The organism is Brachybacterium sp. 107, assembly GCF_052379725.1.
Classification (GTDB): Bacteria; Actinomycetota; Actinomycetes; order Actinomycetales; family Dermabacteraceae; genus Brachybacterium.
The window spans coordinates 333,980-357,550 of sequence record NZ_JBQSYW010000001.1 but is presented as its reverse complement, the minus strand read 5'-3'; the positions used below and the strand labels follow the sequence as shown (position 1 = coordinate 357,550).

Here is a 23,571-nt window from a genome sequence, read left to right as displayed (position 1 = left end):
GTCATGATGGACCCATGAGAGCAGTGCGCTACGACGCCTTCGGCGAGCAGCCGTCCCTGGTCGAGGTCCCCGACCCTGAGTGCCCGCCCCGCGGCGCCGTGATCACGGTGCACGCCACCGGGGTGTGCCGCAGCGACTGGCACGCCTGGCAGGGGCACGACGACTCGGTGCAGCTGCCGCACATCCCCGGCCACGAGTTCGCCGGCGTCGTCGAGCAGGTCGGCGCCGACGTCACGCGGTTCGCGCCGGGGGACCGGGTCACCGCACCGTTCATCCTCTCCTGCGGACGCTGCGAGCAGTGCCTCGCCGGAGCGCCCCAGGTGTGCCCGGACCAGTACCAGCCCGGTTTCGACCTGCCCGGCTCCTGGGCCGAGCAGGTCGTGGTGATCGAGGCGGACCACAACCTCGTCGCCCTCCCGGACGGCATCGACATGACCCTCGCCGCCGGCCTCGGCTGCCGCGTCGGCACGGCCTATCACGCCGTGCTCACCCAGGCCCGTGTGGGCGCCGGGGAGAGCGTCGCCGTGTTCGGCTGCGGCGGACTGGGCCTCGCCTGCGTGATGGTCGCCCTCGCCGCGGGCGCCGACGTGGTCGCGATCGACGTCTCCGAGCACGCGCTCGCGGCCGCCGCCGAGCTCGGCGCGACGGCCCTCGCGTCCGGTCCTGACATCGTCGAGCGGGTGCGCGAGGCCACCGGCGGCGGCGCCCACGTCACCCTCGATGCCCTGGGCTCCGCGGCGACAGCCCGCACCGCGATCAGCTCGCTGCGCCCCCGTGGCCGGCACGTCCAGGTGGGGCTGCTGCTGGGCGAGGACGCGGACCCCGCCCTGCCGATGGGGCAGGTGATCGGGCAGGAGCTGCAGATCCTCGGCAGCCACGGCCTCGCCGTCGCCGAGTACCGCGACCTGCTCGCCGACATCGCGAGCGGACGCCTGGACCTCGGTCGCACCGTCGGCCGGATCCTGGACCTCGAGGACCTGCCCGCGGCGATGCTCGCCATGGACCAGCCGCCCACCACCGCCGGGATGACCGTGGCCCGCCTGCGCTGACGAGCGGCGACGCCGCAGCACGACGACGCGCCACGAGAGGAACCCCGCATCGGGCGGCGCACGGCGCGGTCCCGTGCAGGGACGTCGGCCCGCTGTGGAACGATTGGGCCATGACCATCACTGCTGCCGCCGACGGCTCCGCCCTGGGCAATCCCGGCCCGGCCGGCTGGGCCTGGTACATCGACGATTCCACCTGGCGCGCGGGCGGCTGGCCCCACGGCACCAACAACATGGGCGAGCTCAAGGCCGTGCTGGACCTGCTCGAGGCCACCGCCGTCGACGCCGACCAGCACCTGCACATCCTGTGCGACAGCCAGTACGTCATCAACTCGGTGACGAAGTGGATGCCGGGCTGGAAGCGCAAGGGCTGGCGCAAGAAGGACGGCAAGCCGGTGATGAACGTCGAGCTGCTCCAGGACATCGACCGCGCCCTCGCCGGCCGCAGCGTCGAGTTCGAGTGGGTCAAGGGCCACTCGGGGCACGCGATGAACGAAGCGGCCGATGTGCGCGCCAACGCCGCCGCGACCGCCTTCTCCAAGAAGCAGGACCCGCAGGTCGGCCCCGGGTACACGGGCAGCTCCGCGGTGTCCTCACAGGTCGCCCCGTCCCGCCCCGCGCCGAGCTCGATGCCCGAGGACGACCTCTTCAGCCTGCTGGACCAGAGCGCCCCCGAACCCGCCTCGGCCTCTCGTGGCCGGAGCTCCTGCAACACCGCCGGTGAGGACACGGTCCTCGCCGCCGACGCCCCCGGCGCCACCGACTTCGAGCAGATCACCGCGCGCGAGCAGGCGCTGCTGTCGGACCTGCTGCGCGCCGACGCCCCCAGCGCCGCCGAGCTGCTCCACCCGGACTTCACCGAGATCGGTGCGAGCGGTCGCAGCTATGACCGCGAGGAGATCCTCGCCCATCTCGCCCCGGTGCCCGGGCTCGAGGCCGACGAGTTCGTCGCCGACGAGCTCACCCCCGGCGTCGTGCTGCTGCGGTACCGCACCACGGGCCGCTCGGGCGCTGTCGCCCGCAGCTCCGTATGGGTGCGGGAGAAGGGGCGCTGGCTGCTGCGGCACCACCAGGGCACCCCGGCCGACGGGGCCTGATGACCCAGGTCGCCGGCGTCGGCTCCGTGCCCCTGGCCCGCCGTGCCGGCGGACCGGACCTCGCACGGGGCCTGGCCCTGCTCGGCATCGCCCTGGCCAACACGATCGGCTGGCTGCACGGCTCCCCGTGGACCGTGCTGCTCAAGCAGCTCGACGCCACCGTGGCTGACCGGATCGTGGACGCACTGATCGGGCTCACGGCGGACAACCGCGGCTTCCCGCTGTTCGCGATGCTCTTCGGCTACGGGATCGGCATCATCCTCCGCCGCTCGCGCGAGGCCGGGGAGCGCTCGGGGCACGTCGTGCTGCGCATGCTGCGGCGCCATGTCGCCCTGCTCGTGATCGGCCTCGCCCACGCGATCCTCCTGTTCAGCGGCGACATCCTCATCGCCTACGCGATGGTGGGGATGCTCTGCGTGCTGCTCGCGACCCGCCATCGCGCCGTCCTGCCGCTCGCCGCCCTCCTCGCCCTGCCGGCGCTGGGCGTGTGGGGCTGGGTCGACGGGACCATCGGGCTGTTCGGCTCCGACGGCTATCCCTCGGCCGCCGCCCCCGACTATCTGACCAGCTTGCGCCTGCGCACCGACGAGGCCGGCGCCGAGGTCGCGACCTCGCTGGTCTCCGACATCGGGCTGCTGACCCCGATGGCGATCGGGGCGATCGCCGCGCGGCTGCGCCTGTTCGAGGAGGTCGCCGCGAACCGCGACGTGCTCGTGCCGATCGCCCGCTGGGGCCTCGGCCTCGGCCTCCTCGGTGCGGTGCCGCTGGTGACCGTGCTCGTGCTCGATCCCGCCCATCAGCACCTGGATTCCGAGATCGTGCTCGGCAGCCTCGGGGTCCTGCACCAGTACACCGGGCTGCTCGGAGCCCTCGGACTCGCCGCAGCGGCCGCCCTCGTCTCCGATCGCGTCCGACGGAGTTCCGGGGCCGACGGGGCCGATCCGTCCGGTCACCTCGTGCGCGATGCCGGACCGGTCTCCGCCCGTCCCGTCCGTGTCGCCCGCCCCGTCTCCGACCGTCTCGTGCAGGGCATCGAGGCCCTGGGCGCCGTCTCGCTGAGCGCCTATGTGGGCCAGTCACTCGTGTTCCTCGCCCTGTTCCCGCCCTACACGCTGGACCTCGGAGCCCGGCTCGGCACGGCGGGCGCCGCGGCGATCGTGATGGCCGTGTGGCTGGCGATGATCCCGGGTGCCGTGGCCCTGAAACGTCGGGGCCGACGGGGCCCGCTCGAGGTGGTGCTGCGTCGTCTGGCAGGCTCGGCCTCACCCCGCGTCGTCCCCGACCGGTCCTCGCACCCGAGCCCCACCGGAGGTCGCTCATGAGCGTCTACGCCGACACCCCGCGCTGGCCCCGGCACGGCACCTTCTGGGGTCACCTGATCTCCGACACGTCCCTGGCCGAGCTGCACGAGGTCGCCGAGCTCGCCGGCCTGCCGCCGCGGTCCTTCGACCTCGACCATTACGACTGGCCGGAGGCGGGACAGCCCCGCCTGGTCGAGGCCGGTGTCCAGCTCGTCGACAACGGGGAGCTGACGCGGATCCTGATCCGCTCGGGACTGCGCATCCCTCTCGTCGGCCGCCCCGCGGCGCGGGCCCGCCGCAGCGCCGAGCACGCCGCGCAGCTCGGCCTGGATTTCGTCCCGCGGGATCTGATCGTGGGGCTCCGCGGGCACGTCGATCCGCTGCCGCCCGCGACCGACGCCGCGCCCGCGGCCTTCCGCATGACCCGTGACGACCTGGCGGCGCCGCCCCGCATCGAAGCGCATCAGGAGGCGGGACGCCGCGCCGCAGCAGAGCTCCTCGAGCGTCTCGATAGCCTGGCCCGGAGCCGCGGCGGGGAGGGGTTCGTCGGCCAGGTGCTCGCCGACGGCCGCTGACCCGACAGCCAGCCCGGGATTGGTTACCTTCGCCGGTCGTCCCGTTCGGGGTCGGTCACCGCGCGGACCTGATCGGGCCGGCTCTGCCGCGCCGCCTCGATCTCGGTGCCCGGCAGCTCCACCCAGAAGGTGGATCCGCCCTGGGGCGTCTCCGTCACGCCGATGCTGCCGCGGTGCTGCTTCACGATCGTCGCCGCGATCGAGAGGCCCAGGCCCGCGCCGCCGCCCTGGGTCGCCGAGCGCACGCGCGAGGAATCGGTGCGGTAGAACCGCTCGAACACCTTCTCGCGCTGGGCGTCGTCGATGCCGGGGCCGTGGTCACGGATCTCGATCCGCACGGTCTCGGGGTCGGTGTAGCCGACGGCGATCTCGACCGGTGACCCCTTGGGGGTGTGCCGGTTCGCGTTGCCCACGAGATTGAGGATGACCTGGCGCAGCGAGGCCTCGTCGCCGAGTACCCCGATCGACAGGTGGGGCTGCACCGAGACCGGAGTCCCGGACAGGGATACCACCATGACCTGGCGCTGAGGGTCCAGGGCGCGGAGATCCTGGGCGGCGTCGAAGAGGGCATCGGTGAGGTCCACGGGTTCGAGCGCGAGGTCGGGGTTCTCGTCCAGGCGCGCGAGGCGCAGCAGGTTCTCGACCAGGGACCCCATCCGTCGGGCCTCGTCCTCGATCCGGCGCATCGCCGAGGCGACGTCCTCGTCGGTGCCCAGGGCCCCCATCCGGTACAGCTCGCCGAATCCGCGGATCGCCGCGAGCGGCGTGCGCAGCTCGTGGGAGGCGTCGCCGACGAAGCGCCGCATCTTGGCCTCGGAGAGGGTGGCGTGCTCCTCGGAGGCTGCCTGCGCGGCGAAGGACTGCTCGATCCGCACCAGCATCTCGTTCAGCGACAGGGCGAGGGCATGCACCTCGAAGCTGGTGTCGGTGACCGGGACGCGCCGCGAGAGGTCGCCGCCGGCGATCTGCGACGCGGTGGCCTCCACATCGTGCAGGGGTTCGAGAGAGCGATGCGTGACATAGCCGCCCAGGCCCATGCCGACCAGCACCACGAGGGTCCCCACCAGCACGATGACCAGCGCCATCTCGTGCATCGTGCGGTCCACCCCGGTCAGGGGCAGGGCGACGTAGACGGCGCCGCTGTCGGGTCCGGGGGTGACCAGGGCGACCACCCGCCAGCGGTTCTCCGAGGAGTCCAGGACGGTGAACGGCTGGCCGTCACGCGCAGCGATCTGCTCCTCGCTCAGATCAGGGAAAGGAACCGTGACGGGGGAGTTCTCGTAGCGGATGACGTCGCGATGGACCACCTCGCCGTGCGCGTCGCGGATCTCCACCGCGTACTCGACGGGCGTGTACGCGCTGCTGGGCGCGGCCGCCTCCTCCTTCCCGGAGAGCGCCTCCTGGGCGAGGGCGATCATCTCGCGGGTGCTCGCATGGAGGTTGTTGTCGACCGACTCGATGAGGGTGCGGTTGAGCAGGAAGAGCGAGAGGCTCCCGGTGATGACGACGCCGACGACCAGCAGCAGCGAGATGAGAGCGACGATCCGGGTCCACAGGGACACGGGCCGTTCAGCGCGCAGGGTCGGCAGCGCCAATCGTCAGCTGCCTTCGGAGGCGCGCAGCACGTACCCGATGCCCCGCTTGGTGTGGATCATCGGATCGCCGATGACATCGATCTTGCGACGCAGGTAGGAGATGTAGGACTCGACGATCCCCACCTCGCCGGACCAGTCGTAGTCCCAGACGTGATCGAGGATCTGCGTCTTGGAGACCACACGGCCCGCGTTGAGCATGAGGTAGCGCAGGAGCTTGAACTCGGTGGGGGAGAGCTCGATCGTGACGTCTGCCCGGTAGACCTCGTGGGAGTCCTCGTCGAGGCGGAGGTCGCCGACCACCAGGGAGCTGTCGACGGTCGCGGCGTGGCCGCCGTGCGTACGGCGCAGGACGGCCCGGATCCGGGCGACGACCTCTTCCAGGCTGAACGGCTTGGTGACGTAGTCGTCCCCGCCGACGGTGAGCCCGGCCACCTTGTCCTGGGTCTCGTCCCGCGCAGTGAGGAAGAGGATCGGGTACTGCTCCCCCCGATCCCGCAGGCGCCGCGTCACGGTGAAGCCGTCCATGTCCGGCAGCATCACGTCGAGGACCACGAGATCGGGCTGATGCTCGGTGGCCTCACGGATCGCCTCGTTGCCGGTGGAGGCGGTGAACACCTCGAACCCTGCGAAGCGCAGGGAGGTGGCGAGGAGGTCGCGGATGTTCGGCTCGTCGTCGACGACGAGGAGCCGAGCCTCGTAGTCCTGTTCTGCAGTCGTGTTCATGCCCCTACCGTGCTCCTGCAGTGTGGGAATCAGCTGGACGTCTCCTGGGCGAGATCAGCGGACGGCGCGCTGGATCTTCTCCTGCTGCTTGCGCATCTTGCGGATCGTCCAGCTCATCTGGAACATCCGCACCGAGCCCACCAGCGCCATGACCAGCGCGCCGGCGATGGCGGCCAGGAGCATGGCCACACCGAGCGGCAGGTCGAAGGTGGCGTTGAAGTACTCGAAGCTCGCGCTCTGGCTGTTCTGGATCACGAAGATCAGCAGCAGCACCAGCACGATCGCGCCGAGGATCAGGGAGATCCACAGTCCGGCGGTCTTGCCGCCGGAGCGGGGAGCCTCCAGCGGCTCCTCGGCCAGCGTCCGCTCGGCAGGCGTCCGATCAGCAGAGGTGCGCTCGGTGGGCGTCTGGGAGGCGCGGCGGCCGGTGCTCTCGCGCGGGGCGTCGCGGACAGGATCGGTCACCCCGCCAGCCGGATCGGCGGCGCGGCGGCCGGCGGCCGGGTCCTCCGGGGCACGGTCCGCGGCGGCGGGCTGCGCAGCCTCGGGTGCACGATCGACCGGCTCGCGGTCGAGGGGGTGTCCTGTGTTCTCAGGTCCGGTGCTCATGGTCGCTCCTCGATGTCGGGTCCTGGGGAAGTGTCCCGAGCGGCCTTCGGAGGAAGGTCGCCGCTGAGCACACTCTAGCGATTCCGAGCGTCCGCTCCGGGAACGCTCAGTCCGGGAGTCCTCAGTTCGTAGCGGCCGGTGCGTCCAGCTGGTCGGCGTCCAGGATCGTGTAGGCGTAGCCCTGCTCGGCGAGGAAGCGCTGGCGGTGCGCCGCGAAGTCCTGGTCCTGCGTGTCGCGCATGACGACCGTGTAGAAGTGTGCGGTGCGGCCGTCGGCCTTCGGGCGCAGGAGGCGACCCAGCCGCTGGGCTTCTTCCTGACGAGAACCGAAGGCGCCGCTGACCTGCACGGCGACAGATGCCTCGGGGAGGTCGATCGAGAAGTTCGCGACCTTCGAGACCACCAGGCGGGTGAGCTCTCCGGCGCGGAAGGCGTCGAACAGCTCCTGGCGGCGCCGCACCGGGGTCTTGCCGGTGATGAGCTCGGCGTCGAGATGGGCGGCGAGCTCCTCCAGCTGGTCGATGTACTGCCCGATCACGAGCATCGGCTCGCCCTCGTGCCGAGCGGCGATCCGCTCCACGACGGCGTTCTTGGCCGGATGGGCCGCCCCCAGCCGGGGTCGATCGGCGGCCTCGGCCATCGCGTACGCCATGCGGTCGTCGGCCGGCATCGCGACCCGCACCTCGGTGCAGTCCGCGGGGGCGATGTAGCCCTGGGCCTCGATGTCCTTCCAGGGGGCGTCGTAGCGCTTGGGGCCGATCAGGGAGAACACCTCGCCCTCGCGGCCGTCCTCGCGCACGAGCGTCGCCGTGAGCCCCAGCCGCCGACGGGCCTGCAGATCGGCGGTCATGCGGAAGACGGGCGCGGGCAGCAGATGCACCTCGTCGTACACGATGAGTCCCCAGTCGCGGGCGCTCATGAGCTCGAGGTGGGGATGGATGCCCTTCCGCTTCATCGTGAGCACCTGGTAGGTGGCGATGGTGACGGGACGGATCTCCTTGGTGGCTCCGGAGTACTCGCCGATCTCGTCCTCGGTGAGGTCGGTGCGGCGCAGCAGCTCGCTCTTCCACTGCCGTGCGGAGACCGTGGAGGTGACGAGGATGAGGGTGGTGCGCTGCATCGCCGCCATCGCGGCCGCGCCCACCAGGGTCTTCCCGGCTCCGCAGGGGAGCACGACGACCCCGCTGCCGCCATGGCGGAAGCCGTCCACGGCCTCGGCCTGGTAGGGCCGCAGCTGCCAGCCGTCCTCGCGCAGCGCGATGGGATGGTGCTCGCCGTCGACGTACCCGGCGTGGTCCTCCGCGGGCCAGCCGAGCTTGAGCAGCGCCTGCTTCAGCGCGCCGCGTTCGGAGGGGTGCACGAGCACGGTCGACTCGTCGAGACGCTCGCCGAGCATGCCTTGGATCCGTTTCGCCCGCGAGACCTCCTCGAGCACCGCGCGGTCCAGGGCGTGGAGCACGAGCCCATGGGTGGGATCCGAGCGCAGCTGCAGGCGGCCATAGCGGTCCATCGTGTCCGCGACGTCGATGAGCAGCGAATGGGGGACCGGGTAGCGGGAGTTGTCCACGAGGGCTGCGACCACGGATTCCGCGTCGTAGCCGGCGGCGCGCGCGTTCCACAGACCGAGGTCCGTGATGCGGTAGGTGTGAACGTGCTCGGGGGCCCGCTCGAGCTCGGCGAAGGCGGCGATCGAGGCGCGGGCTGACTGCGCCTTCGGATGTCCGACCTCGAGCAGGAGGGACTTGTCGCTCTGGACGATGAGGGGGCCGTCGGTCATCCCCTCAGGCTACGCCGCAGGTGCCTACAGGCGACGGGCCGACGGGGTGTGCCGGGACACTCCCCGTCGGCCCGTCGGCCTGTCGGCCAGATGGCCTGCCAGTCGGTCGGCCCGCCGGACCGCAGGGCCGTCGACGGCGCGGGGCTCAGGCCTTCGCGGGCTCGGGGAGCTCTCGGCGGTTCAGCCGCTCGTACATCCCGAGCTCGAAGAGCAGCATGAACGGGGTGAGCACGAGGAGGGGGAGCATGACCGCGGAGGCGACCGACGTGATCACCATGAGCACGAGGTAGGCGACGATCGACGTGCCCAGGTTCGCGCGGACCAGCGTCATGCTCTCCTTGAGCGCGTTCCCGGGGGACGCGCCGCGGAGCGCAGCGGGGACCGCGAACATGAAGAGCACCGCGGCGATGAGGCCGGGGATGTAGAGCAGAAGCATGCCGACGAACACGATCACGCCGTACAGGAGAGCCGTGAGGATCACCCGTCCCGGCCCGATCATCGCCTGGCCGATCGACGGGCGACCGCCCTCACGGACGATCTCGGCGGAGCGGGCCGCGCCCGACTGCCAGAGCAGGGAGAAGGGCATGCACAGCAGAGCGCCCACGAAAAGTGCTCCGTACAGAGTCATGATCGCGCCGAACTCGGCGGTGTCGGAGGTCGCTGCTCCGTCGAGCTGCGGGATCATCAGTGCGATCCCGACGCCGAGCCCGCCGCCGATGAGCACCAGGTAGATGAGGCAGAAGATCAGCCCGCTGACCAGGTAGGTCACCCAGTTGCGCAGCAACCCGTTGCCGGCGAACTTGAGGGCGGCCCCCAGATCTGCGCCGAGGTCCTGCCCAGGAGCGGGAACGCCCGACCCGACCTGGCCATCCTGCAGCCCCCACGCGGCATCGTGCGAGGGGCCGGGCTGGCCCGCCTGGCCCGCAGGCGCCGGCTGCCCGTAGGCCCCGGCGGGAGACGGCTGGCCGTAGGCCGCCGCGGGCGACGCCTGTCCGTAAGGGTCTGCTGCGGAGGGCTGGCCGTAGGACCCGGCTGGGGACGGCTGGCCGTAGTCGCCGGCAGGGGAGGGCTGTCCATGAGGGCTCGCCCCTCCCGGCTGGGCGGACTGTCCGTACGGGGAGGGTTCGTGCGGGGGCGGGGGGACTGTCATGTGTCGGGTCTCTCTCACGGTCGCGGCGTCCCGGCCCGTGCAGGCCGGTCCTCAGGGGCCGAAGCGGCTCGGCTCGCGGCGCCGTTCCGCGGCGCACGCAGGTACACGGTACGGGCGGGGCCGCCCTCGGCGATACCCGACGATCGGACGATCCCGGTCGACGGACGGAGGGAGTCGACCGCCTCGAATCCGTGGAGTACGAAGCGCCCCACGACGTGCTCCCCGGTGCGTCCCAGGCACCGCACCACGGCAAGCCCTGGCACGTGGGGCTACCCCCGTGGGCTTTTCACTAGAATGGGTGGCGATGGACCGGGCCCCGCAGCCCGTCGACGTCTTCGACGATGCGGTCCGGCCCGGCCCGACAGTCACCTGATCTGAGGAGAACCCATGGCTAGCTTCGCTCCGTCCCCCGCCGATGTCGCGGACATCGGTGTCACCGGAATGGCGGTGATGGGCTCCAACCTGGCCCGCAACTTCGCCCGCAACGGCTTCAAGGTCGCGCTCCACAACCGCAGCGTCGGCAAGACCGAGAAGGTCATGGCCGATCACGGCACCGACGGCGAGTTCTACCCCTCGGAGTCGATGTCCGACTTCGTCGCCTCCCTGCAGAAGCCGCGCGTCGCGATCATCATGGTCAAGGCCGGCAAGCCCACCGACGCCGTGATCGACGAGCTCGCCGGTCTGATGGACGAGGGCGACATCATCGTCGACGCCGGCAACGCTCTGTTCGGCGACACCCGTCGTCGTGAGGCCGATCTGCGTGAGAAGGGCCTGCACTTCGTGGGCTCCGGCGTCTCCGGCGGCGAGGAGGGTGCCCTCAACGGCCCCTCGATCATGCCCGGCGGCACCAAGCAGTCCTACGAGCGCCTCGGCCCGATGCTCGAGAAGATCTCCGCGCACGTCGACGGCGACCCCTGCTGCACCCACGTCGGTGCCGATGGCGCCGGCCACTTCGTGAAGATGGTCCACAACGGCATCGAGTATGCCGACATGCAGGTCATCTCCGAGGCCTACGACCTCATGTCCAAGGCCCTGGGCAAGAACGCCGGCGAGATCGGCGACGTGTTCGCCGAGTGGAACAAGGGCGACCTCGAGTCGTTCCTCATCGAGATCACCGCCGAGGTGCTCCACCACACCGATGTCACCTCCGGCAAGCCGTTCGTGGACGTCATCCTCGACCGCGCCGCCCAGAAGGGCACCGGCGCCTGGACCGTGCAGACGGCCCTGGACCTCGGCGTCCCGGTCACCGGCATCGCCGAGGCCACCTTCGCCCGCTCCGTCTCCGGCTCCACGCCGCAGCGCGAGGCCGGCCGCAAGGTGCTCCCCGCCGAGGCGCAGACCCTCGAGATCGCCGACGAGGCCCAGTTCATCGACGACCTGCAGAAGGCGCTCTACGCCGCGAAGCTGGTCTCCTACTCGCAGGGCTTCGACGAGATCGCGGCCGGCGCTGCAGAGTACGGCTGGGACATCGACCTCGGCGCGATGGCCCGCATCTGGCGCGGGGGCTGCATCATCCGCGCCCGCTTCCTCAACCGCATCACCGAGGCCTACGAGCGCGACGCGAAGCTGCCGCTGCTGCTCTCGGACGAGTACTTCACCACCGAGATCGCCAAGTGCATCCCGGCGTGGCGTCGTGTGGTGGCCTTCGCGGCCGCCAGCGGCTACCCGGTGCCGGTGTTCGCCTCGACCCTGTCGTACTACGACGCGGTGCGCTCCGAGCGCCTCCCCGCCGCCCTGGTCCAGGCCCAGCGCGACTACTTCGGTGCGCACACCTACCAGCGCGTCGACGCCGAGGGCACCTTCCACGTGGAGTGGTCCGAGGATCGTCGCGAGACCAAGCAGGACTGATCCGCCTCGGAGCGGACGACCGGTCGGGACTGGTCGTCCGCTCCGTACAGGGACATGAGGAAGGCCCGGACCGTTTCGGTCCGGGCCTTCCTCATGCTGCTGGCGGGCCAGCGGTGACTCCTCCGCGCCTCGATCCGCAGATCAGTACGTGTTGACGCTCGCGGAGAGTCCCCCGGTGGCGATCACGATCACGATCAGGATGATGTAGAGGATCCAGATGATCGCGAAGACGATCCAACCCCACTTGTAGAGCTTGTTCGCCAGCGGGAGGTCGGTATCCGCCTTGACGAGTCCGACGATCGCGAGGACCAGGGTGATGATGTTGCCGCCGCAGAGGATCGAGACGATCAGCTGGACGATCCACTTGGTCTTCTTGACGGGGGCGCCTCCGGTCGGCGCGGCAGGAGCGAAGTTCGGGTTGGTCATGATGGTGGTCCCTTCGAGGTTCCTAAGGGTTGAGTCCCCTGAACGTGTCATCAGTCGCCGCGGAGATCCCGCTCGACGTCGGGAGGAATCATAACCCTGAGAAGACCCTGATGCGCTATGGGGAGCAGTCCCCACGTCCGTGGATCCGCCGGGTTGTCGAGCAATCTCTCAGAACGGGCAGATCGATGAATTCTTGATCAGTCAGTATGTGGTGGGTGCGCTGTTGACCAGTGCGATCGCGGCGATCACGTTGATGACGATGATGATGATCGCGATGATCCACATGATGATGAAGGCGATCCAGGCCCACTTGGTGAACTTCTTCGCCGTGTCCGGCTCGGTGTCAGCCTTGAGGTAGCCGAGGAGGCCGAGGACCCCAGGGATCGCGCCGCCGCAGACGAATCCGACGATGGTCGCGATGAGCGCGCTCTTCTTGATCTTCTCGATGTCGAAGCTCGAGGTGGGCATGGTCATGGGATTCCTTCTTCCTGATGATCACTATCCCGGGCCCGCAGATGCGCCCGTTCCCCAGGCCGGATGTTCTCGACATTCCGTTCCTGGCGAGCGAATTCTAACGTGAAGGAGGAGGGGCGCCGCTATGGGGAATAGTCCCCATGGGTCGGTTCGTAGCGCTGCCGGTCCGGTCAGCCCAGCGTCACCCGGTGCACGAGCACGGTGAACTCCTCGGGGCTCCCCGCCTCGCGGGCCCGTAATCTGCCGCCCTCGAGGGACAGCGCGTGCACCTGCTTCACGACCACTCCGCCGCGTCCGTCGACGATCCCGATCGCGATCTCGCTCTCCTGCGCGATCGCCTCGAGCAGACGGTCGGTGACCGACAGGTCCGTCGCGCCGGCCTCCGCCGCCCGGATCCTGCCGACGGCCTCGAACGCCGGGACCCGCAGATCGGGTCCGTCGACGGTGACCAGGTCCGGGTCGACCGGGCCGCCGGGCAGGGAGTGCGCGAGCTCGGGGCCGGCGGCGCTGCCGTCGGGGCCCACCGCTTGCGGGGAGAGCCCGGCCGCGCGCGCCATATGCAGGGCGAAGCCGGGGTCGGAGAGGGTCACGGCGACGGTCGGGGCGAGGCGATACAGCGACAGCGCCGCCGCCTCGGGAGCGACCTGCAGGAGATCGAGCACCTCGGCGTCCGCCGTGAGCACCGTGGTGGCCCGGGAGATCTGGATCCGTCCGTGACGACGCTGCTCGTCCTGCAGCAGGTAGCTCAGCCCCTGCGGGATCGGGGATCGCGAGGAGCTCTTCAGGAGCGCCAGCAGGGCCTCCGCATCACGCCCCGACCCCAGGGCCCGGCGGACGGAGGCGGTGCTGAACCGCAGCGTGAGCGCGCCTCCGCGGGAGACGACCTCCGCCCAGTCCAGCAGGGGCAGCAGACGCTCGGCGGGCCGGCCCGGGACGACGACGGTGAGATCCGCGTCCAGCAGCACCTCGTCCACCGGGGCGGGGGCCGCTGTGCGCAGTGCTCCGGCGAGGCGGGCATCGGCCTGGGTGACGTCCTCGTCCAGCGCGAGCACCAGCTCCTGGCCGAGCACGGTCAGCGCCCCGTCATCGAGCACGCCGAGCGCTTCGCCCTCCACGAGCAGCGCGGCGGTCTCCTCCTCGATCACGTCGGCGGGGACGAGGGGGAACGCCCAGGCCAGGGAGAGCGCCAGGGAGTCCTCGTCGACGCTGAGACCGGGGCAGGTGCGCAGGGTGCGCAGCAGGCTGCCGCGACGGGTGCGCACGCCGTCACGCCGGGTGAGGTCCGAGAGCAGGGAGCGGTTCGCGCCCGCCGCGTCGGGCGTGCCGACCACGGCTGCGAGGTGGTGGCCGAGCGCCCAGGCCAGGACCAGCTCCGCCCAACGCTGCTCGGCGGCCTGGACGCGGTGGGCGTCCCAGTCCCGGGTGGGATGCCATTCCTGCCCGTCATGGCCGATCAGCCCGGCCTGCCAGGCGGATTGCAGCACGGTGGCGTAGGTGATGGTGGTCGTGCCGGCACGGTCGGCGAGGCGTCGCAGGTCGCGCTGGGGCAGCCCGCCCTTGCGCAGCACCCCCGGTGGATCCTCGTCGAATCCGCGCACGGTCCCCAGCAGCCGTAGGGCTTCGAAGGCCCGCTCGACGGCCTGGGCGGAGCGGGAGCCGGGGATGCGCTCGGTGAGCGGGGAGCCGCTGGGGGAGGGTCGCAGCGCGGCGTGGCTGCGCCGGACACAGCCGTCGCGGAGCGCCAGCTGGACGGTGCGGGGGATGTGCAGCGTGCCCTCGCCATCGGCCACGACGATGCCGGCTCCCTGCAGAGCGGCGGCGAGACGGCCCCTGCCCTCGACGGTCGACGGGCCCCAGGCCAGGGTCTCCAGGACCTCGGACAGGGTCTCACGGGCGGCGACCACCCGGCGTTCCGCCTCGGCCGCTGTCGGATCGTCCGGGGTGGCGGGGGCGAGGCCCGCCGGGGTGCGGAGTCCTTCGCGCAATGGGCGGATCAGGTGCAGCTCGTCCTCGCCCCAGACCACGGCGAGGGTGGTCAGGCGCTCGAGAGCGGGGGAGATGGTGGCCGGATCCGAGGAGACCGCCGCCGCGAGGTCCGCCGGGGCGACGCCGTCCTCGAGCACGGCGAGGGCCTCGACCAGATGCAGTTCCGGGAGGGTGAGCGCCCCGAGCGCCCGACGCGCCGACGTGGCACCGGCGGCACGGGCTGCGAGGGGGCCCAGCCCCTTGGGAACGGGCGAGGCGAGATCCGGTCGGGCGAGGAGCAGCGCCTCCAGGCGGTCATCGCCGAACCGTCGCAGGGAGTCCGCGAGGGACCGGATCACAGCGGTCATGGTGCGATCCAGCATAAAGTGATTCCGCAGTGCTGGGTGCACGCGGTCCGGACGGATCGCGCGGGCCAGCCCCCATAGCCCAATCGGCAGAGGCGGCCGCCTTAAAAGCGGCACAGTGCGGGTTCGAGTCCCGCTGGGGGCACGTGGTGTCCGGTGCAGTCGCCGACGGTTCCCGCCCGATTCCCGGTGACCGGTCGTTCCGGGCCACAATGGAGGGCATGACCGTCGACCCGTCCGACTCTGACCAGCCCTCCTCCGATCAGCTCTCCTCCCGTCTCGACGGGGTGCTCGCCCGCATCGACGAGGCCGCCGAGCGCAGCGGGCGCGACGGCCGATCGATAACCCTGCTGCTGGCCACCAAGACTCGCACGCCGCAGGAGATCGCCACGGTGATCGAGATGCTGCGGGAGCGCGGTCGCGAGATCGCGGTGGGGGAGAACCGGGCCCAGGAGATCGCCAAGCATGCGGATCCGCTGCTCGTGGACAACGGGGTGCCACGGCACTTCATCGGCCGCCTCCAGACCAACAAGGCCCGTGACGTGGTCGCCTTCGCCGAGCTGATCCACAGCGTGGACCGCGAGGACATCGCCGACGCGCTCGAGCGCCGTGCCGTCCTGGCCGGACTGGTGCGTGAAGTGCTCGTGCAGGTCAACACCTCGGGGGAGGAGTCGAAGGGCGGGTTCGCCCCGACGCTGGAGTCCGTCGGCCCGATCCTGGATCGCCTGCGGGCGAGCGAGCATCTGCGGCCCGTGGGCCTGATGACCATCGGCGCCAACACCAGCGACGCCGACCAGGTGCGAGCCTCCCTGCGCGGGCTGCGAGAACTGCGTGACCAGGCCCGCGAGCAGCGTGATGTGCCCGGGCTCGAGCAGCTGTCGATGGGGATGAGCGGGGATCTCGAGATCGCGGTCGAGGAGGGCGCGACCATCGTGCGCGTGGGCTCGGCGATCTTCGGCGCTCGTTCCTGACCTCAGAGCTGTTCGAGGAGCCCGTCCAGATGGTTGTGGCCGCGGAGCAGATCGGTGAGACGTGTGTGTGCTGTGCGGCGCGGGCCGGGCTCCGGATGGTGCGCGTAGATCGCGAGCTCCATGTACAGGTCGTAGACGTTCAGCCGGTCGCGCAGGTGCTCCCGCTCGAACAGCTCCGGATAGGCGCCGTGCAGCCACCGGGGGACCTCGGCGAGCGTGGTTCCCTCGAGCCCTCGCCCACCGGGCGTGGGCGGGAACTCCTCGGCCCGCGCGCACCAGCGCAGGAGCGTGTCGAGCTCGGCGTCCGCCGGCTGGGCCGACGCTTCGGCGAAGTCGATGAGCCCGGTGACGCGCCCCTGATCGACCATCACATTGGACCCGTGCAGATCGCCGTGGACGAGAGCGTGGGGATCGTTCGCGAACAGCCCCACCCGGTCCTCGAGCCAGGCGGCGACGTCCGCGAGCAGGCGCGCGTCATGACCGGGTCGACGCCGGGCGGCCTCGACCTGCTCCTGCGCCGCACTCACCATCGGCGGGTGGTACGCGGGCCATGGCTCACCGGCGAGCGCGTCGATCAGCCAAGGTGGACGCAGGTCCTCCGGGGCAGGCACCGAGTGCAGGGCTCGCAGCGCCGAGCCGAGGCTCTCGATCAGGGCGCGGCGCGTGGACGGATCCGCCTGCGGCCACGCCGCATGCAAGGTGCGGCCGGGCAGCCGTTCGGAGACGTACCACGGCCCGTCGGGCCCGTCCCCGTGCGCGATGTGCGGGGCGTGAGGGACCTCGGTGCCCTCGAGCAGGCCGACGACCGCGGCCTCGTGGGGATAGGCGTCGCGGAACCGTCCATCGCTCAGCCGGACCACATGGTCCTCGCCGACCCACGCGCGGCTGACCCAGCCGCCCTGGGAGCGGAAGCGACCCCGAGCCGGCAGCCCGGCAGCGGTCAGAGTCCTCAGCAGCGCCGGATCGGCGGCGGGCTCGCCCTCGGCCGGATCGCTCTCGGCCGTATCGCCCACGGGCGCCGTGGTCACCATGTCAGGATCCGGGGCCGACGAGTGCTTGGGGAATCCCGTACTCGTGCTCGAGGACCTCGCAGGCGGCGCCGACGGCGATGAGGTCCGTGCCGCGCGTGGAGAGCATCACCTCGACGTGGACCCAGGGCTCGGCGTGCAGGCCCTCGGCCAGCGCCGCGCGGATCGCGTTCATGGACGACTCGTGGTGGGAGTAGACGGTGCGGCCGCCGAGGACCACGCGGTCCACGTCGACCAGGCGCACGATGTCCACGACGATCGTGGCGAGCACCTGCGCGGCGAGCTCCTCGTCGTCGGCGGCGAGGGCGGCCTGGTACTCGGCCTGCGCGCAGCCGCGTCGGCCGCAGGTGCAGGGGGTCCCTCCCATCCGCACCACCGTGTGGCCGGCCTCGCCGGCATGGGAGTGGGCGCCGCGGATGATCGTGCCGTCGAGGCACAAGCTCGCCCCGAGACCGTCCTCGACCAGCACCAGGGCGGCGTCGTGGAGCAGGCCCGGCTGGGACCAGGTCTCGCCCACGAGTGCGGCGCGGGAATCATGGTCCAGGAGCACGGGGAGCCCCAGCTCCTCCAGGAGCAGGCGGCGGATCTCCGCCCCGCGCCAGGGATCCGGCGCGGAGGTCCCGCGGTAGACGCCCTCGGCCCAGTCGACCGGGCCGGGCATGCCGATCCCGGCGCCCAGCAGCACCCCGGGGCCCACCTCTGCGAGGGCGCGCGCCTCGGAGGCGAGGGTCGCGATCAGCTCGGGCACGGGCTGCAGGCGGCCGATCTCGAGCTCGCGGCGTTCGAGGATCTCCCCGCTGAGGTCCACGACCACGCCGTGCACCCGGGAGCGGGTCAGGTGCAGGCCGATCGCTCTGCGTGAGGACGGCACGATGCGATAGAGGGTGGTCGGCTTGCCGGGTCCCGCGGTGAGCGTGCCGGCCTCGGCGATCAGCCCGCGGCCCATCAGGCGCGCCATGATCTTCGAGATCGCCTGGGGTGTGACCTGGAGCGCCTCCGCCAGCTCGGCGCGGGAGACGGGGTCGCCGCGGCGGGCGACGGCGAGCACGGCGGCGTCATGGGCGCCGGCGACGCGGTCCAGCGGAGTTGTCGGTCTCACGCCGGTCATCCTCGCACGTGGCGAGGTGTGATCCAGATCCGGAACCCTCCCCCTTGACGTAACGCAACAGCGTTGCCTTACTCTGGATGCCGGGTCGATGGAGCCCGCCCCTGAACACCCGCATCCGAAAGGTCGAGGCACCCATGACCACCATCGACGACATCCGCACCGCACCGCCCCCGCTGACCCCCGCCCGTCGCCGGCTGGCACTGCTCGCGATCGCGCTCGGCGGGTTCGGCATCGGATCCTCCGAGTTCGTGACCATGGGCCTGCTGCCCGGGATCGCGCACGGCCTGCTCGGCGACCAGATGGCCGCCGACCCCGAGGGCGGCATCGCCAAGGCCGGCATCGCGATCTCCGCCTACGCCCTGGGCGTCGTGGTCGGCGCCCCGATCCTCGCCGTGCTCTCCGTGCGCTGGAGCCGCTCCTCGATGATCATCGCGCTCGCCGCCGCGCTCGCCGCCGGCACCGTGCTCTCGGCGGTCATGCCCACGTTCGAGCTGACCGTGCTCGCCCGCTTCGTCGCAGGCATCCCGCACGGCGCCTACTTCGGGGTCGCCTCCCTCCTGGCCGCCTCCCTCATGGGTCCCGGCAATCAGGGCAAGGGCGTCGCCCTCGCCCTGTCGGGCCTCACGGTCGCGAACCTGCTCGGCGTGCCCGTGCTGACCGCCGTGGGCCAGGTCGCCGGCTGGCGCGCGGTCTACCTCCTGATCACCCTGGTCTTCGTGACCACCGTGGTGGCCCTGAAGCGCACCATCCCCCATGAGCCGAAGGTCGTCGGCCGGCGCATGGTCGAGGAGGTCGTGGCACTGAAGCGGCTGCAGCTGTGGATCATCATGGGCATCGCCGCGGTGGGTTTCGCCGGTGGGTTCGCCGTGTTCAGCTACGTCGCCGACATCACCACCAAGGTCACCGGCGCCCCGGCGACCGCCGTCCCGTGGGTGCTCGCCGCCGCCGGGCTCGGCATGACCGTCGGCAACCTCGTCGGCGGTGCCGCCACCGACCGCTCCCTGAACCGGACCCTCATGATCGGCTTCCCGATCTACATCGCCGCACTCGTGGGCCTGTTCCTGGTCGCGCACACCTCGCTGGTCGCCCTGCTGGTCGGGTTCTTCCTCGTCAACGCCGCGAACGCGTCCCTCAACCCGGCGATGCAGACCTGGCTGATCCGCGTGGCACACCGCTCCGAGGTGCTCGGCGCCTCGCTGAACCACGCCGCCTTCAACGTCGCCAACGCCCTCGGCGCCTCCCTCGGCGGCGCGGTGATCGCCGCCGGCTTCGGCTACGAGGCACCGATGGTCGTCGCGATCGCGCTCGCGTGCGTCGGCTTCACCCTCGTGGTCGGGACCCTGGTGGGCCTGCGGGTGCGCGCCCGCCGGACCCTCGAGGTCCTCAGCCAGCACGAGGACACCATGACCGGCTCGCTCCCCGTCGTCGAGCCCGTCTCCGTCTGAGAACCACCACCACTCGACCGGGCCTGGCCACTCCCTCGGGAGGGCCGGGCCCCTGCGCATCCGGTCGGCCGATCTGCGCCCCGACGTCCGCCCCGGAGCTCGTCATACTCGGTCATCCGGCTCCCGGCGCGGGACCCCCGCGTGCCTACAGTGGAGGAGCGCCGTCCGACGGCGCCCGGGCCGCCCCGCGCCGGGGTTCCCGCCTCGCGCTAGGGGACCCGCCTCGCGCCGGGGGACCCGCGCCGACGTAGACACCGTGACCCAGAGACCGTGGAGGCCCCGTGCATATCCAGACCGCCGCCGTGCAGACCCTGCGGCACCATGAGCACGGTGCCGTGGTCCCGCCGATCCACCTCGCCTCGACGTTCGAGCTCGACCCGGGCAGCGAGGACGGCAGCTACGCCTACCAGCGCGGCGCCAACCCCACCCGGGCCCAGCTCGAGGCCGTGCTGGCCACGCTCGACGGCGCCGCCCACGGCTTCGCCTTCGCCTCCGGCATGGCCGCCACGGCCGCCGCGCTGTCCACCCTCGAGGTGGGTGACGAGGTGATCCTGCCGGCGAGCGTCTACGGCGGCACCTATCGCTTCGTGGACCTCGTGCTCCCGGGCCGCGGCATCACCGGGAAGTTCGTGGACGACCTCGACGCGCTCACCGATGAGGACTTCACCCCCGCCACCAGGGCGATCTTCATGGAGACCCCGGCGAACCCGACGCTGCGGATCACCGACCTGCGCCGCCTCACCGAGCTCGCCCACAGCCACGGGGCGATCGTGATCGTCGACAACACCTTCATGACGCCCGTGCTGCAGCGCCCGCTCGAGCTCGGGGCCGACGTCGTCGTCCAATCCGCCACGAAGTACCTCGCCGGGCACTCCGACCTCCTGGCCGGCGCGATCACCACGAACGACGAGAGCCTCGCCGAGGCCTACGCCCTGGCCCAGAAGGCGCAGGGCGGGGTGCTCTCCCCGGGGGATTCCTTCCGCCTGATCCAGGGCATCAAGACCCTCCCGCTGCGTCTGGAGCGCCAGCAGGCCAACGCCGTCGCGATCGTGGACCATCTGCGGGCCCACCACGACATCGCCCAGGTCTGGTACCCCGGCTCCCACAGCGAGGACGAGGCCCGCATCCATGCCGGGCAGGCCACCGGCACCGGCGCGGTGCTCTCCTTCGAGCTCGCCCCCGCGCTGGACCGCGTCGCTTTCCTGCGCGCCCTGCGCTATCCCGGCTATGCCGTGAGCCTCGGCGGGGTGGAGTCGTTGATCTGCCGCCCGGCGACCATGACCCACGAGGCCATGACGCCGCAGGCCCGGGAGAACGCAGGCATCTCCGACGAGCTGCTGCGGCTGTCCGTCGGCATCGAGGACGTGGCCGATCTCCTCGAGGACCTCGACCAGGCGCTCGCCGCCGCCCGCTGAGGGGCACCTCCCGCTGAGGTGCACTTCCCGCGGGGGCACATCTCGCTGAGGGCGGAGCGGGCTTCCAGCCCAGGCACGGGAAACGCCGATACAGTAAGGGAGTCGGCGCGCCAGGGAACGGTGCTCTCCGTCCCTGACGTCGGCCCACCATCTCTCTCGTGAGGAGCGCCATGGCACGCCACAACATCGTGTTCGGCCGTGACCAGGCCGTGCAGGGGCAGAACTACAACGCCCCCCAGTTCGGTCAGTCGCAGAGCGGCCAGGCCCCGGGGACCCAATGGTCCCAGGGCTTCGACCAGCAGAGCCCCGACAACCTCGAGGCCATGTACAGCAGGCCGGCCGCGACCGGCCACGACACCGGCCGCATGACGATGCGCGACGCCCTGAACGCGATCACCGCGACCCTGGGCCTCATCGTCGTCGTCGGCTTCGCCGTCGGGATCGCCCCGGCGGTGCTCGGCGCCGTCGCCGGCCCCGAGGGTCAGCAGCTGGGCACCCTGATCGCCGGGGCCGCCCTGGTCGTCGGCCTCATCGGTGGCCTGGTCACCGCGATGATCAACATCTTCAAGAAGCAGCCCTCGGCGATCGCGGTGCTCGCCTACGCCGTGTTCGAGGGTCTGCTCCTCGGCGGCATCAGCGGCATCATGGAGCTCGCCTACCCGGGCATCGCCCTGCAGGCCGTGCTCGGCACGCTCGCCGTGGCCGGCACCGTCCTGGTGCTGTTCCGGATGGGCATCCTGCGCACCTCCCCGAAGCTCACCAAGATCGTCTCCGTGGCGATGGTCGCCTACCTGATCTTCGGCGTCGTGAACATCGGGTACCTGCTCATGACCGGGCAGAGCCTGCGCAACGGGCTGATCGGCCTGATCATCGGCGGCCTCGCCGTCGTGATGGCCTCGTACTGCCTCGTGATGGACTTCGAGGACGTCCAGCGCGCCGCGAACTCGGGCGCGCCGCGCAACTACGCCTGGCGCTGCGCCTTCGGGCTCGCCGCCACCATGGTGTGGCTGTACATCGAGATCCTGCGGATCCTCGCGATCCTCCGCGGCGACTGACAGCGTCGATCGGCGAGCGCTCCGTGCGCCGCCCGTATGCTGGAACGGCGGGTCCCCTCCTCGGGGGCCCGCCGTTCCGTTCCCGACAGAGAGGTGTTCCCGATGGCCGAGCTGTGGCAGTGGGTGCTCGACCACGGCGTCGTCGTCATCACGTACATCTTTCTGGCGATCGACGTGATCCTGCGGATCCTCGGCCTCGTGGTGGTCCCGCGGAACCGTCGGCCCGGATCAGCCCTCGCCTGGCTGATGGCGATCATGATCTTCCCGCTCCTCGGCGTCCCGCTGTACCTGCTGCTGGGCAAGGCGCAGCTGCCGCGGAAGCGACGAGAGAAGCAGAAGATCATCAACCGTCTGATGCATGTGCGGGCGCACGACATCCCCGACAGCGAGCTCGATGCCGATTCGCCGAGCTGGCTGCAGTCCGCGGTGAACCTGAACCGCGAGCTCGGCGCGTTCCCGCTCACCGGGAACAACTCCGCGGATCTCGAGATCGACTACGACACCTCGCTGTCCCGCATGGCCGAGGACATCCGCGCCGCCGAGAGCGAAGTGCACGTCCTGTTCTTCGCGATGGCTCTGGATACGACCACCCAGGACTTCTTCGATGCCCTCGCGGAGTCCGCCGCTCGTGGCGTGAAGGTCCGGGTGCTGTACGACCACTGGGCCTCGCTCACCCACGGCTCGGTCTATCGGGCGATGCGTCGCCACCTCGACGCCCACGGCATCGAGCACTACCCGATGATGCCGGTCAAACCCTTCCGCGACGGAGCCTTCCAGCGGCCCGACCTGCGCAACCACCGCAAGCTGCTCATGGTCGACGGCCAGATCGGGTGGATGGGAAGCCAGAACATCATCGCCCCGCACTACAACAAGCGCGCCAACATCCGTCGGGGTCTGCACTGGCAGGAGACGATGGCCCGCTTCCGCGGACCCATCGTCTCGGAGATGAACCTGCTGTTCGCGACGGACTGGTACTACGAGTCCACCGAGATGCTCACCGAGGCCGATCTGGTCCAGGCCCCGGTCGACACCTCCGGCACCTACGAATGCCAGCTGGTCCCGAGCGGTCCGGGCTTCGTGTTCGAGAACAACCTCGCCCTGTTCAACCAGCTGTTCTACTCGGCGGACCGACGCATCAGCGCGGTCAGCCCCTACTTCGTCCCGGACGAGTCGATGCTCGCGGCGATCGTGACCGCGGCGCGCCGCGGCGTCGAGGTCGAGCTGTTCGTCTCCGAGATCGGCGACCAGTTCCTGGTCTTCCACGCCCAGCGCTCCTACTACTCCGAGCTCCTCGCGGCCGGGGTGAAGATATGGCTCTACCGGGCCCCGACGATCCTGCACGCCAAGCACGTCACCATCGACGACTCGGTGAGCGTGATCGGCTCTTCCAACATGGACATCCGCTCGTTCCTGCTGGACATGGAGAGCTCGATGATGGTCGGCGGCTCCGACTTCATCCAGAAGGTGTACGACGTGGAGGACGTCTACCGTTCGCGCAGCCGGCAGCTGACGCTCGAGGAATGGGAGCAGCGGCCCGTGCCGATGCGGCTGCTGGACAACCTCTGCCGGCTCGCCTCGGCGGTGGTCTGAGCAGAAGA

20 protein-coding genes and 1 tRNA gene are annotated in these 23,571 nt (G+C 71.0%); 11 read left to right on the top strand and 10 right to left on the bottom strand.

The annotated features are described in order from the left end of the window. Window positions 1-14: 14 nt before the first annotated feature. The 4 genes from ACT3UL_RS01580 (at window position 15) to ACT3UL_RS01565 (ending at window position 4,019) form a co-directional block, all read left to right on the top strand. Window positions 15-1,049: a zinc-dependent alcohol dehydrogenase family protein gene (locus ACT3UL_RS01580; RefSeq protein WP_444576370.1), complete on the top strand. Its 1,035-nt coding sequence runs from the start codon at window positions 15-17 to the stop codon at window positions 1,047-1,049. Window positions 1,050-1,159: 110 nt separating this feature from the next. Continuing rightward, entirely contained in the window at window positions 1,160-2,143 is a 984-nt protein-coding gene (locus ACT3UL_RS01575) for an RNase H family protein (protein WP_444576369.1), read from the top strand. Further along, entirely contained in the window at window positions 2,143-3,465 is a 1,323-nt protein-coding gene (locus tag ACT3UL_RS01570; protein ID WP_444576368.1) for a DUF418 domain-containing protein, read from the top strand. The genes ACT3UL_RS01575 and ACT3UL_RS01570 overlap by 1 nt, the downstream gene beginning before the upstream one ends. Beyond that, window positions 3,462-4,019: a DUF4031 domain-containing protein gene (locus ACT3UL_RS01565; RefSeq protein WP_444576367.1), complete on the top strand. Its 558-nt coding sequence runs from the start codon at window positions 3,462-3,464 to the stop codon at window positions 4,017-4,019. Before ACT3UL_RS01570 ends, ACT3UL_RS01565 begins: the two co-directional genes overlap by 4 nt. A gap of 23 nt (window positions 4,020-4,042) precedes the next feature. Here the strand turns inward: ACT3UL_RS01565 and ACT3UL_RS01560 are convergent, their stop codons facing one another. The 5 genes from ACT3UL_RS01560 to ACT3UL_RS01540 form a co-directional block, all read right to left on the bottom strand. Continuing rightward, a complete protein-coding gene (locus tag ACT3UL_RS01560) occupies window positions 4,043-5,614 on the bottom strand; it encodes an ATP-binding protein (RefSeq protein ID WP_444576366.1) in 1,572 nt (523 codons plus the stop codon). Between the two features lie 3 nt (window positions 5,615-5,617). Beyond that, a complete protein-coding gene (locus ACT3UL_RS01555) occupies window positions 5,618-6,337 on the bottom strand; it encodes a response regulator transcription factor (RefSeq protein WP_444576365.1) in 720 nt (239 codons plus the stop codon). 54 nt (window positions 6,338-6,391) lie between these two features. Further along, on the bottom strand, window positions 6,392-6,946 hold the full coding sequence (locus ACT3UL_RS01550) for a LapA family protein (RefSeq protein ID WP_343923847.1): 555 nt from the start codon (window positions 6,944-6,946) through the stop codon (window positions 6,392-6,394). A gap of 121 nt (window positions 6,947-7,067) precedes the next feature. Beyond that, window positions 7,068-8,723 (bottom strand): DNA repair helicase XPB, encoded by a 1,656-nt coding sequence (locus tag ACT3UL_RS01545; protein ID WP_444576364.1) that lies wholly within the window; start codon window positions 8,721-8,723, stop codon window positions 7,068-7,070. Window positions 8,724-8,868: 145 nt separating this feature from the next. Beyond that, window positions 8,869-9,873 carry a hypothetical protein gene (locus ACT3UL_RS01540; protein WP_444576363.1) on the bottom strand — a complete coding sequence of 335 codons (1,005 nt, stop codon included), beginning with the start codon at window positions 9,871-9,873 and terminating at the stop codon, window positions 8,869-8,871. 387 nt (window positions 9,874-10,260) lie between these two features. On the opposite strand from ACT3UL_RS01540, the gene gndA reads away from it, so the two are divergent. Then, the gene (gene gndA / locus ACT3UL_RS01535; RefSeq protein ID WP_444576362.1) at window positions 10,261-11,721 is read left to right on the top strand and encodes an NADP-dependent phosphogluconate dehydrogenase; all 1,461 of its coding nucleotides are present in this window, start codon (window positions 10,261-10,263) and stop codon (window positions 11,719-11,721) included. Between the two features lie 141 nt (window positions 11,722-11,862). On the opposite strand, the gene ACT3UL_RS01530 is transcribed toward gndA, so the two are convergent. From ACT3UL_RS01530 to ACT3UL_RS01520, 3 genes are all read right to left on the bottom strand, one after another. After that, window positions 11,863-12,147 carry a hypothetical protein gene (locus ACT3UL_RS01530; protein ID WP_443343429.1) on the bottom strand — a complete coding sequence of 95 codons (285 nt, stop codon included), beginning with the start codon at window positions 12,145-12,147 and terminating at the stop codon, window positions 11,863-11,865. Between the two features lie 201 nt (window positions 12,148-12,348). Next, entirely contained in the window at window positions 12,349-12,621 is a 273-nt protein-coding gene (locus ACT3UL_RS01525; RefSeq protein ID WP_443343431.1) for a hypothetical protein, read from the bottom strand. 170 nt (window positions 12,622-12,791) lie between these two features. After that, entirely contained in the window at window positions 12,792-14,954 is a 2,163-nt protein-coding gene (locus ACT3UL_RS01520) for a helicase-associated domain-containing protein (protein WP_444576361.1), read from the bottom strand. Window positions 14,955-15,022: 68 nt separating this feature from the next. Here ACT3UL_RS01520 and ACT3UL_RS01515 point away from each other — a divergent pair. Then, a tRNA-Leu gene (locus ACT3UL_RS01515) sits at window positions 15,023-15,096 on the top strand. A gap of 76 nt (window positions 15,097-15,172) precedes the next feature. After that, window positions 15,173-15,922 carry a YggS family pyridoxal phosphate-dependent enzyme gene (locus ACT3UL_RS01510; protein WP_444576360.1) on the top strand — a complete coding sequence of 250 codons (750 nt, stop codon included), beginning with the start codon at window positions 15,173-15,175 and terminating at the stop codon, window positions 15,920-15,922. Window positions 15,923-15,924: 2 nt separating this feature from the next. On the opposite strand, the gene ACT3UL_RS01505 is transcribed toward ACT3UL_RS01510, so the two are convergent. Beyond that, window positions 15,925-16,950, bottom strand: coding sequence for a phosphotransferase family protein (locus ACT3UL_RS01505; protein ID WP_444576359.1), 1,026 nt, complete (start codon window positions 16,948-16,950; stop codon window positions 15,925-15,927). Between the two features lie 4 nt (window positions 16,951-16,954). After that, window positions 16,955-18,058, bottom strand: coding sequence for an ROK family protein (locus ACT3UL_RS01500; RefSeq protein ID WP_444576358.1), 1,104 nt, complete (start codon window positions 18,056-18,058; stop codon window positions 16,955-16,957). A 134-nt stretch (window positions 18,059-18,192) separates the two neighbouring features. Between ACT3UL_RS01500 and ACT3UL_RS01495 the strand changes: the two genes are divergently transcribed. The 4 genes from ACT3UL_RS01495 to cls all read left to right on the top strand — a co-directional run bounded on the left by ACT3UL_RS01495 (window position 18,193) and on the right by cls (window position 23,563). Further along, a complete protein-coding gene (locus tag ACT3UL_RS01495; protein WP_443343442.1) occupies window positions 18,193-19,503 on the top strand; it encodes an MFS transporter in 1,311 nt (436 codons plus the stop codon). Window positions 19,504-19,784: 281 nt separating this feature from the next. Continuing rightward, on the top strand, window positions 19,785-20,918 hold the full coding sequence (locus ACT3UL_RS01490; RefSeq protein ID WP_444576356.1) for a trans-sulfuration enzyme family protein: 1,134 nt from the start codon (window positions 19,785-19,787) through the stop codon (window positions 20,916-20,918). 170 nt (window positions 20,919-21,088) lie between these two features. Further along, window positions 21,089-21,973, top strand: a complete 885-nt coding sequence (locus ACT3UL_RS01485) for a Bax inhibitor-1/YccA family protein (RefSeq protein WP_444576354.1) — start codon at window positions 21,089-21,091, stop codon at window positions 21,971-21,973. A 102-nt stretch (window positions 21,974-22,075) separates the two neighbouring features. Beyond that, window positions 22,076-23,563 (top strand): cardiolipin synthase, encoded by a 1,488-nt coding sequence (cls, locus tag ACT3UL_RS01480; RefSeq protein WP_444576353.1) that lies wholly within the window; start codon window positions 22,076-22,078, stop codon window positions 23,561-23,563. Window positions 23,564-23,571: the final 8 nt, after the last annotated feature.

Excerpts from the sequence above, each read along its gene's own strand:
- ACT3UL_RS01575 (WP_444576369.1), top strand. The coding sequence starts at position 1,160 with ATGACCATCACTGCTGCCGCCGACGGCTCCGCCCTGGGCAATCCCGGC.
- ACT3UL_RS01550 (WP_343923847.1), bottom strand. The coding sequence starts at position 6,946 with ATGAGCACCGGACCTGAGAACACAGGACACCCCCTCGACCGCGAGCCG.
- cls (WP_444576353.1), top strand. The coding sequence starts at position 22,076 with ATGGCCGAGCTGTGGCAGTGGGTGCTCGACCACGGCGTCGTCGTCATC.
- ACT3UL_RS01545 (WP_444576364.1), bottom strand. The coding sequence starts at position 8,723 with ATGACCGACGGCCCCCTCATCGTCCAGAGCGACAAGTCCCTCCTGCTC.
- ACT3UL_RS01495 (WP_443343442.1), top strand. The coding sequence starts at position 18,193 with ATGACCACCATCGACGACATCCGCACCGCACCGCCCCCGCTGACCCCC.
- ACT3UL_RS01530 (WP_443343429.1), bottom strand. The coding sequence starts at position 12,147 with ATGACCAACCCGAACTTCGCTCCTGCCGCGCCGACCGGAGGCGCCCCC.
- ACT3UL_RS01485 (WP_444576354.1), top strand. The coding sequence starts at position 21,089 with ATGGCACGCCACAACATCGTGTTCGGCCGTGACCAGGCCGTGCAGGGG.
- ACT3UL_RS01580 (WP_444576370.1), top strand. The coding sequence starts at position 15 with ATGAGAGCAGTGCGCTACGACGCCTTCGGCGAGCAGCCGTCCCTGGTC.
- ACT3UL_RS01565 (WP_444576367.1), top strand. The coding sequence starts at position 3,462 with ATGAGCGTCTACGCCGACACCCCGCGCTGGCCCCGGCACGGCACCTTC.
- ACT3UL_RS01555 (WP_444576365.1), bottom strand. The coding sequence starts at position 6,337 with ATGAACACGACTGCAGAACAGGACTACGAGGCTCGGCTCCTCGTCGTC.
- ACT3UL_RS01570 (WP_444576368.1), top strand. The coding sequence starts at position 2,143 with ATGACCCAGGTCGCCGGCGTCGGCTCCGTGCCCCTGGCCCGCCGTGCC.
- ACT3UL_RS01510 (WP_444576360.1), top strand. The coding sequence starts at position 15,173 with ATGACCGTCGACCCGTCCGACTCTGACCAGCCCTCCTCCGATCAGCTC.
- ACT3UL_RS01525 (WP_443343431.1), bottom strand. The coding sequence starts at position 12,621 with ATGACCATGCCCACCTCGAGCTTCGACATCGAGAAGATCAAGAAGAGC.
- ACT3UL_RS01500 (WP_444576358.1), bottom strand. The coding sequence starts at position 18,058 with ATGACCGGCGTGAGACCGACAACTCCGCTGGACCGCGTCGCCGGCGCC.
- gndA (WP_444576362.1), top strand. The coding sequence starts at position 10,261 with ATGGCTAGCTTCGCTCCGTCCCCCGCCGATGTCGCGGACATCGGTGTC.
- ACT3UL_RS01540 (WP_444576363.1), bottom strand. The coding sequence starts at position 9,873 with ATGACAGTCCCCCCGCCCCCGCACGAACCCTCCCCGTACGGACAGTCC.
- ACT3UL_RS01520 (WP_444576361.1), bottom strand. The coding sequence starts at position 14,954 with ATGACCGCTGTGATCCGGTCCCTCGCGGACTCCCTGCGACGGTTCGGC.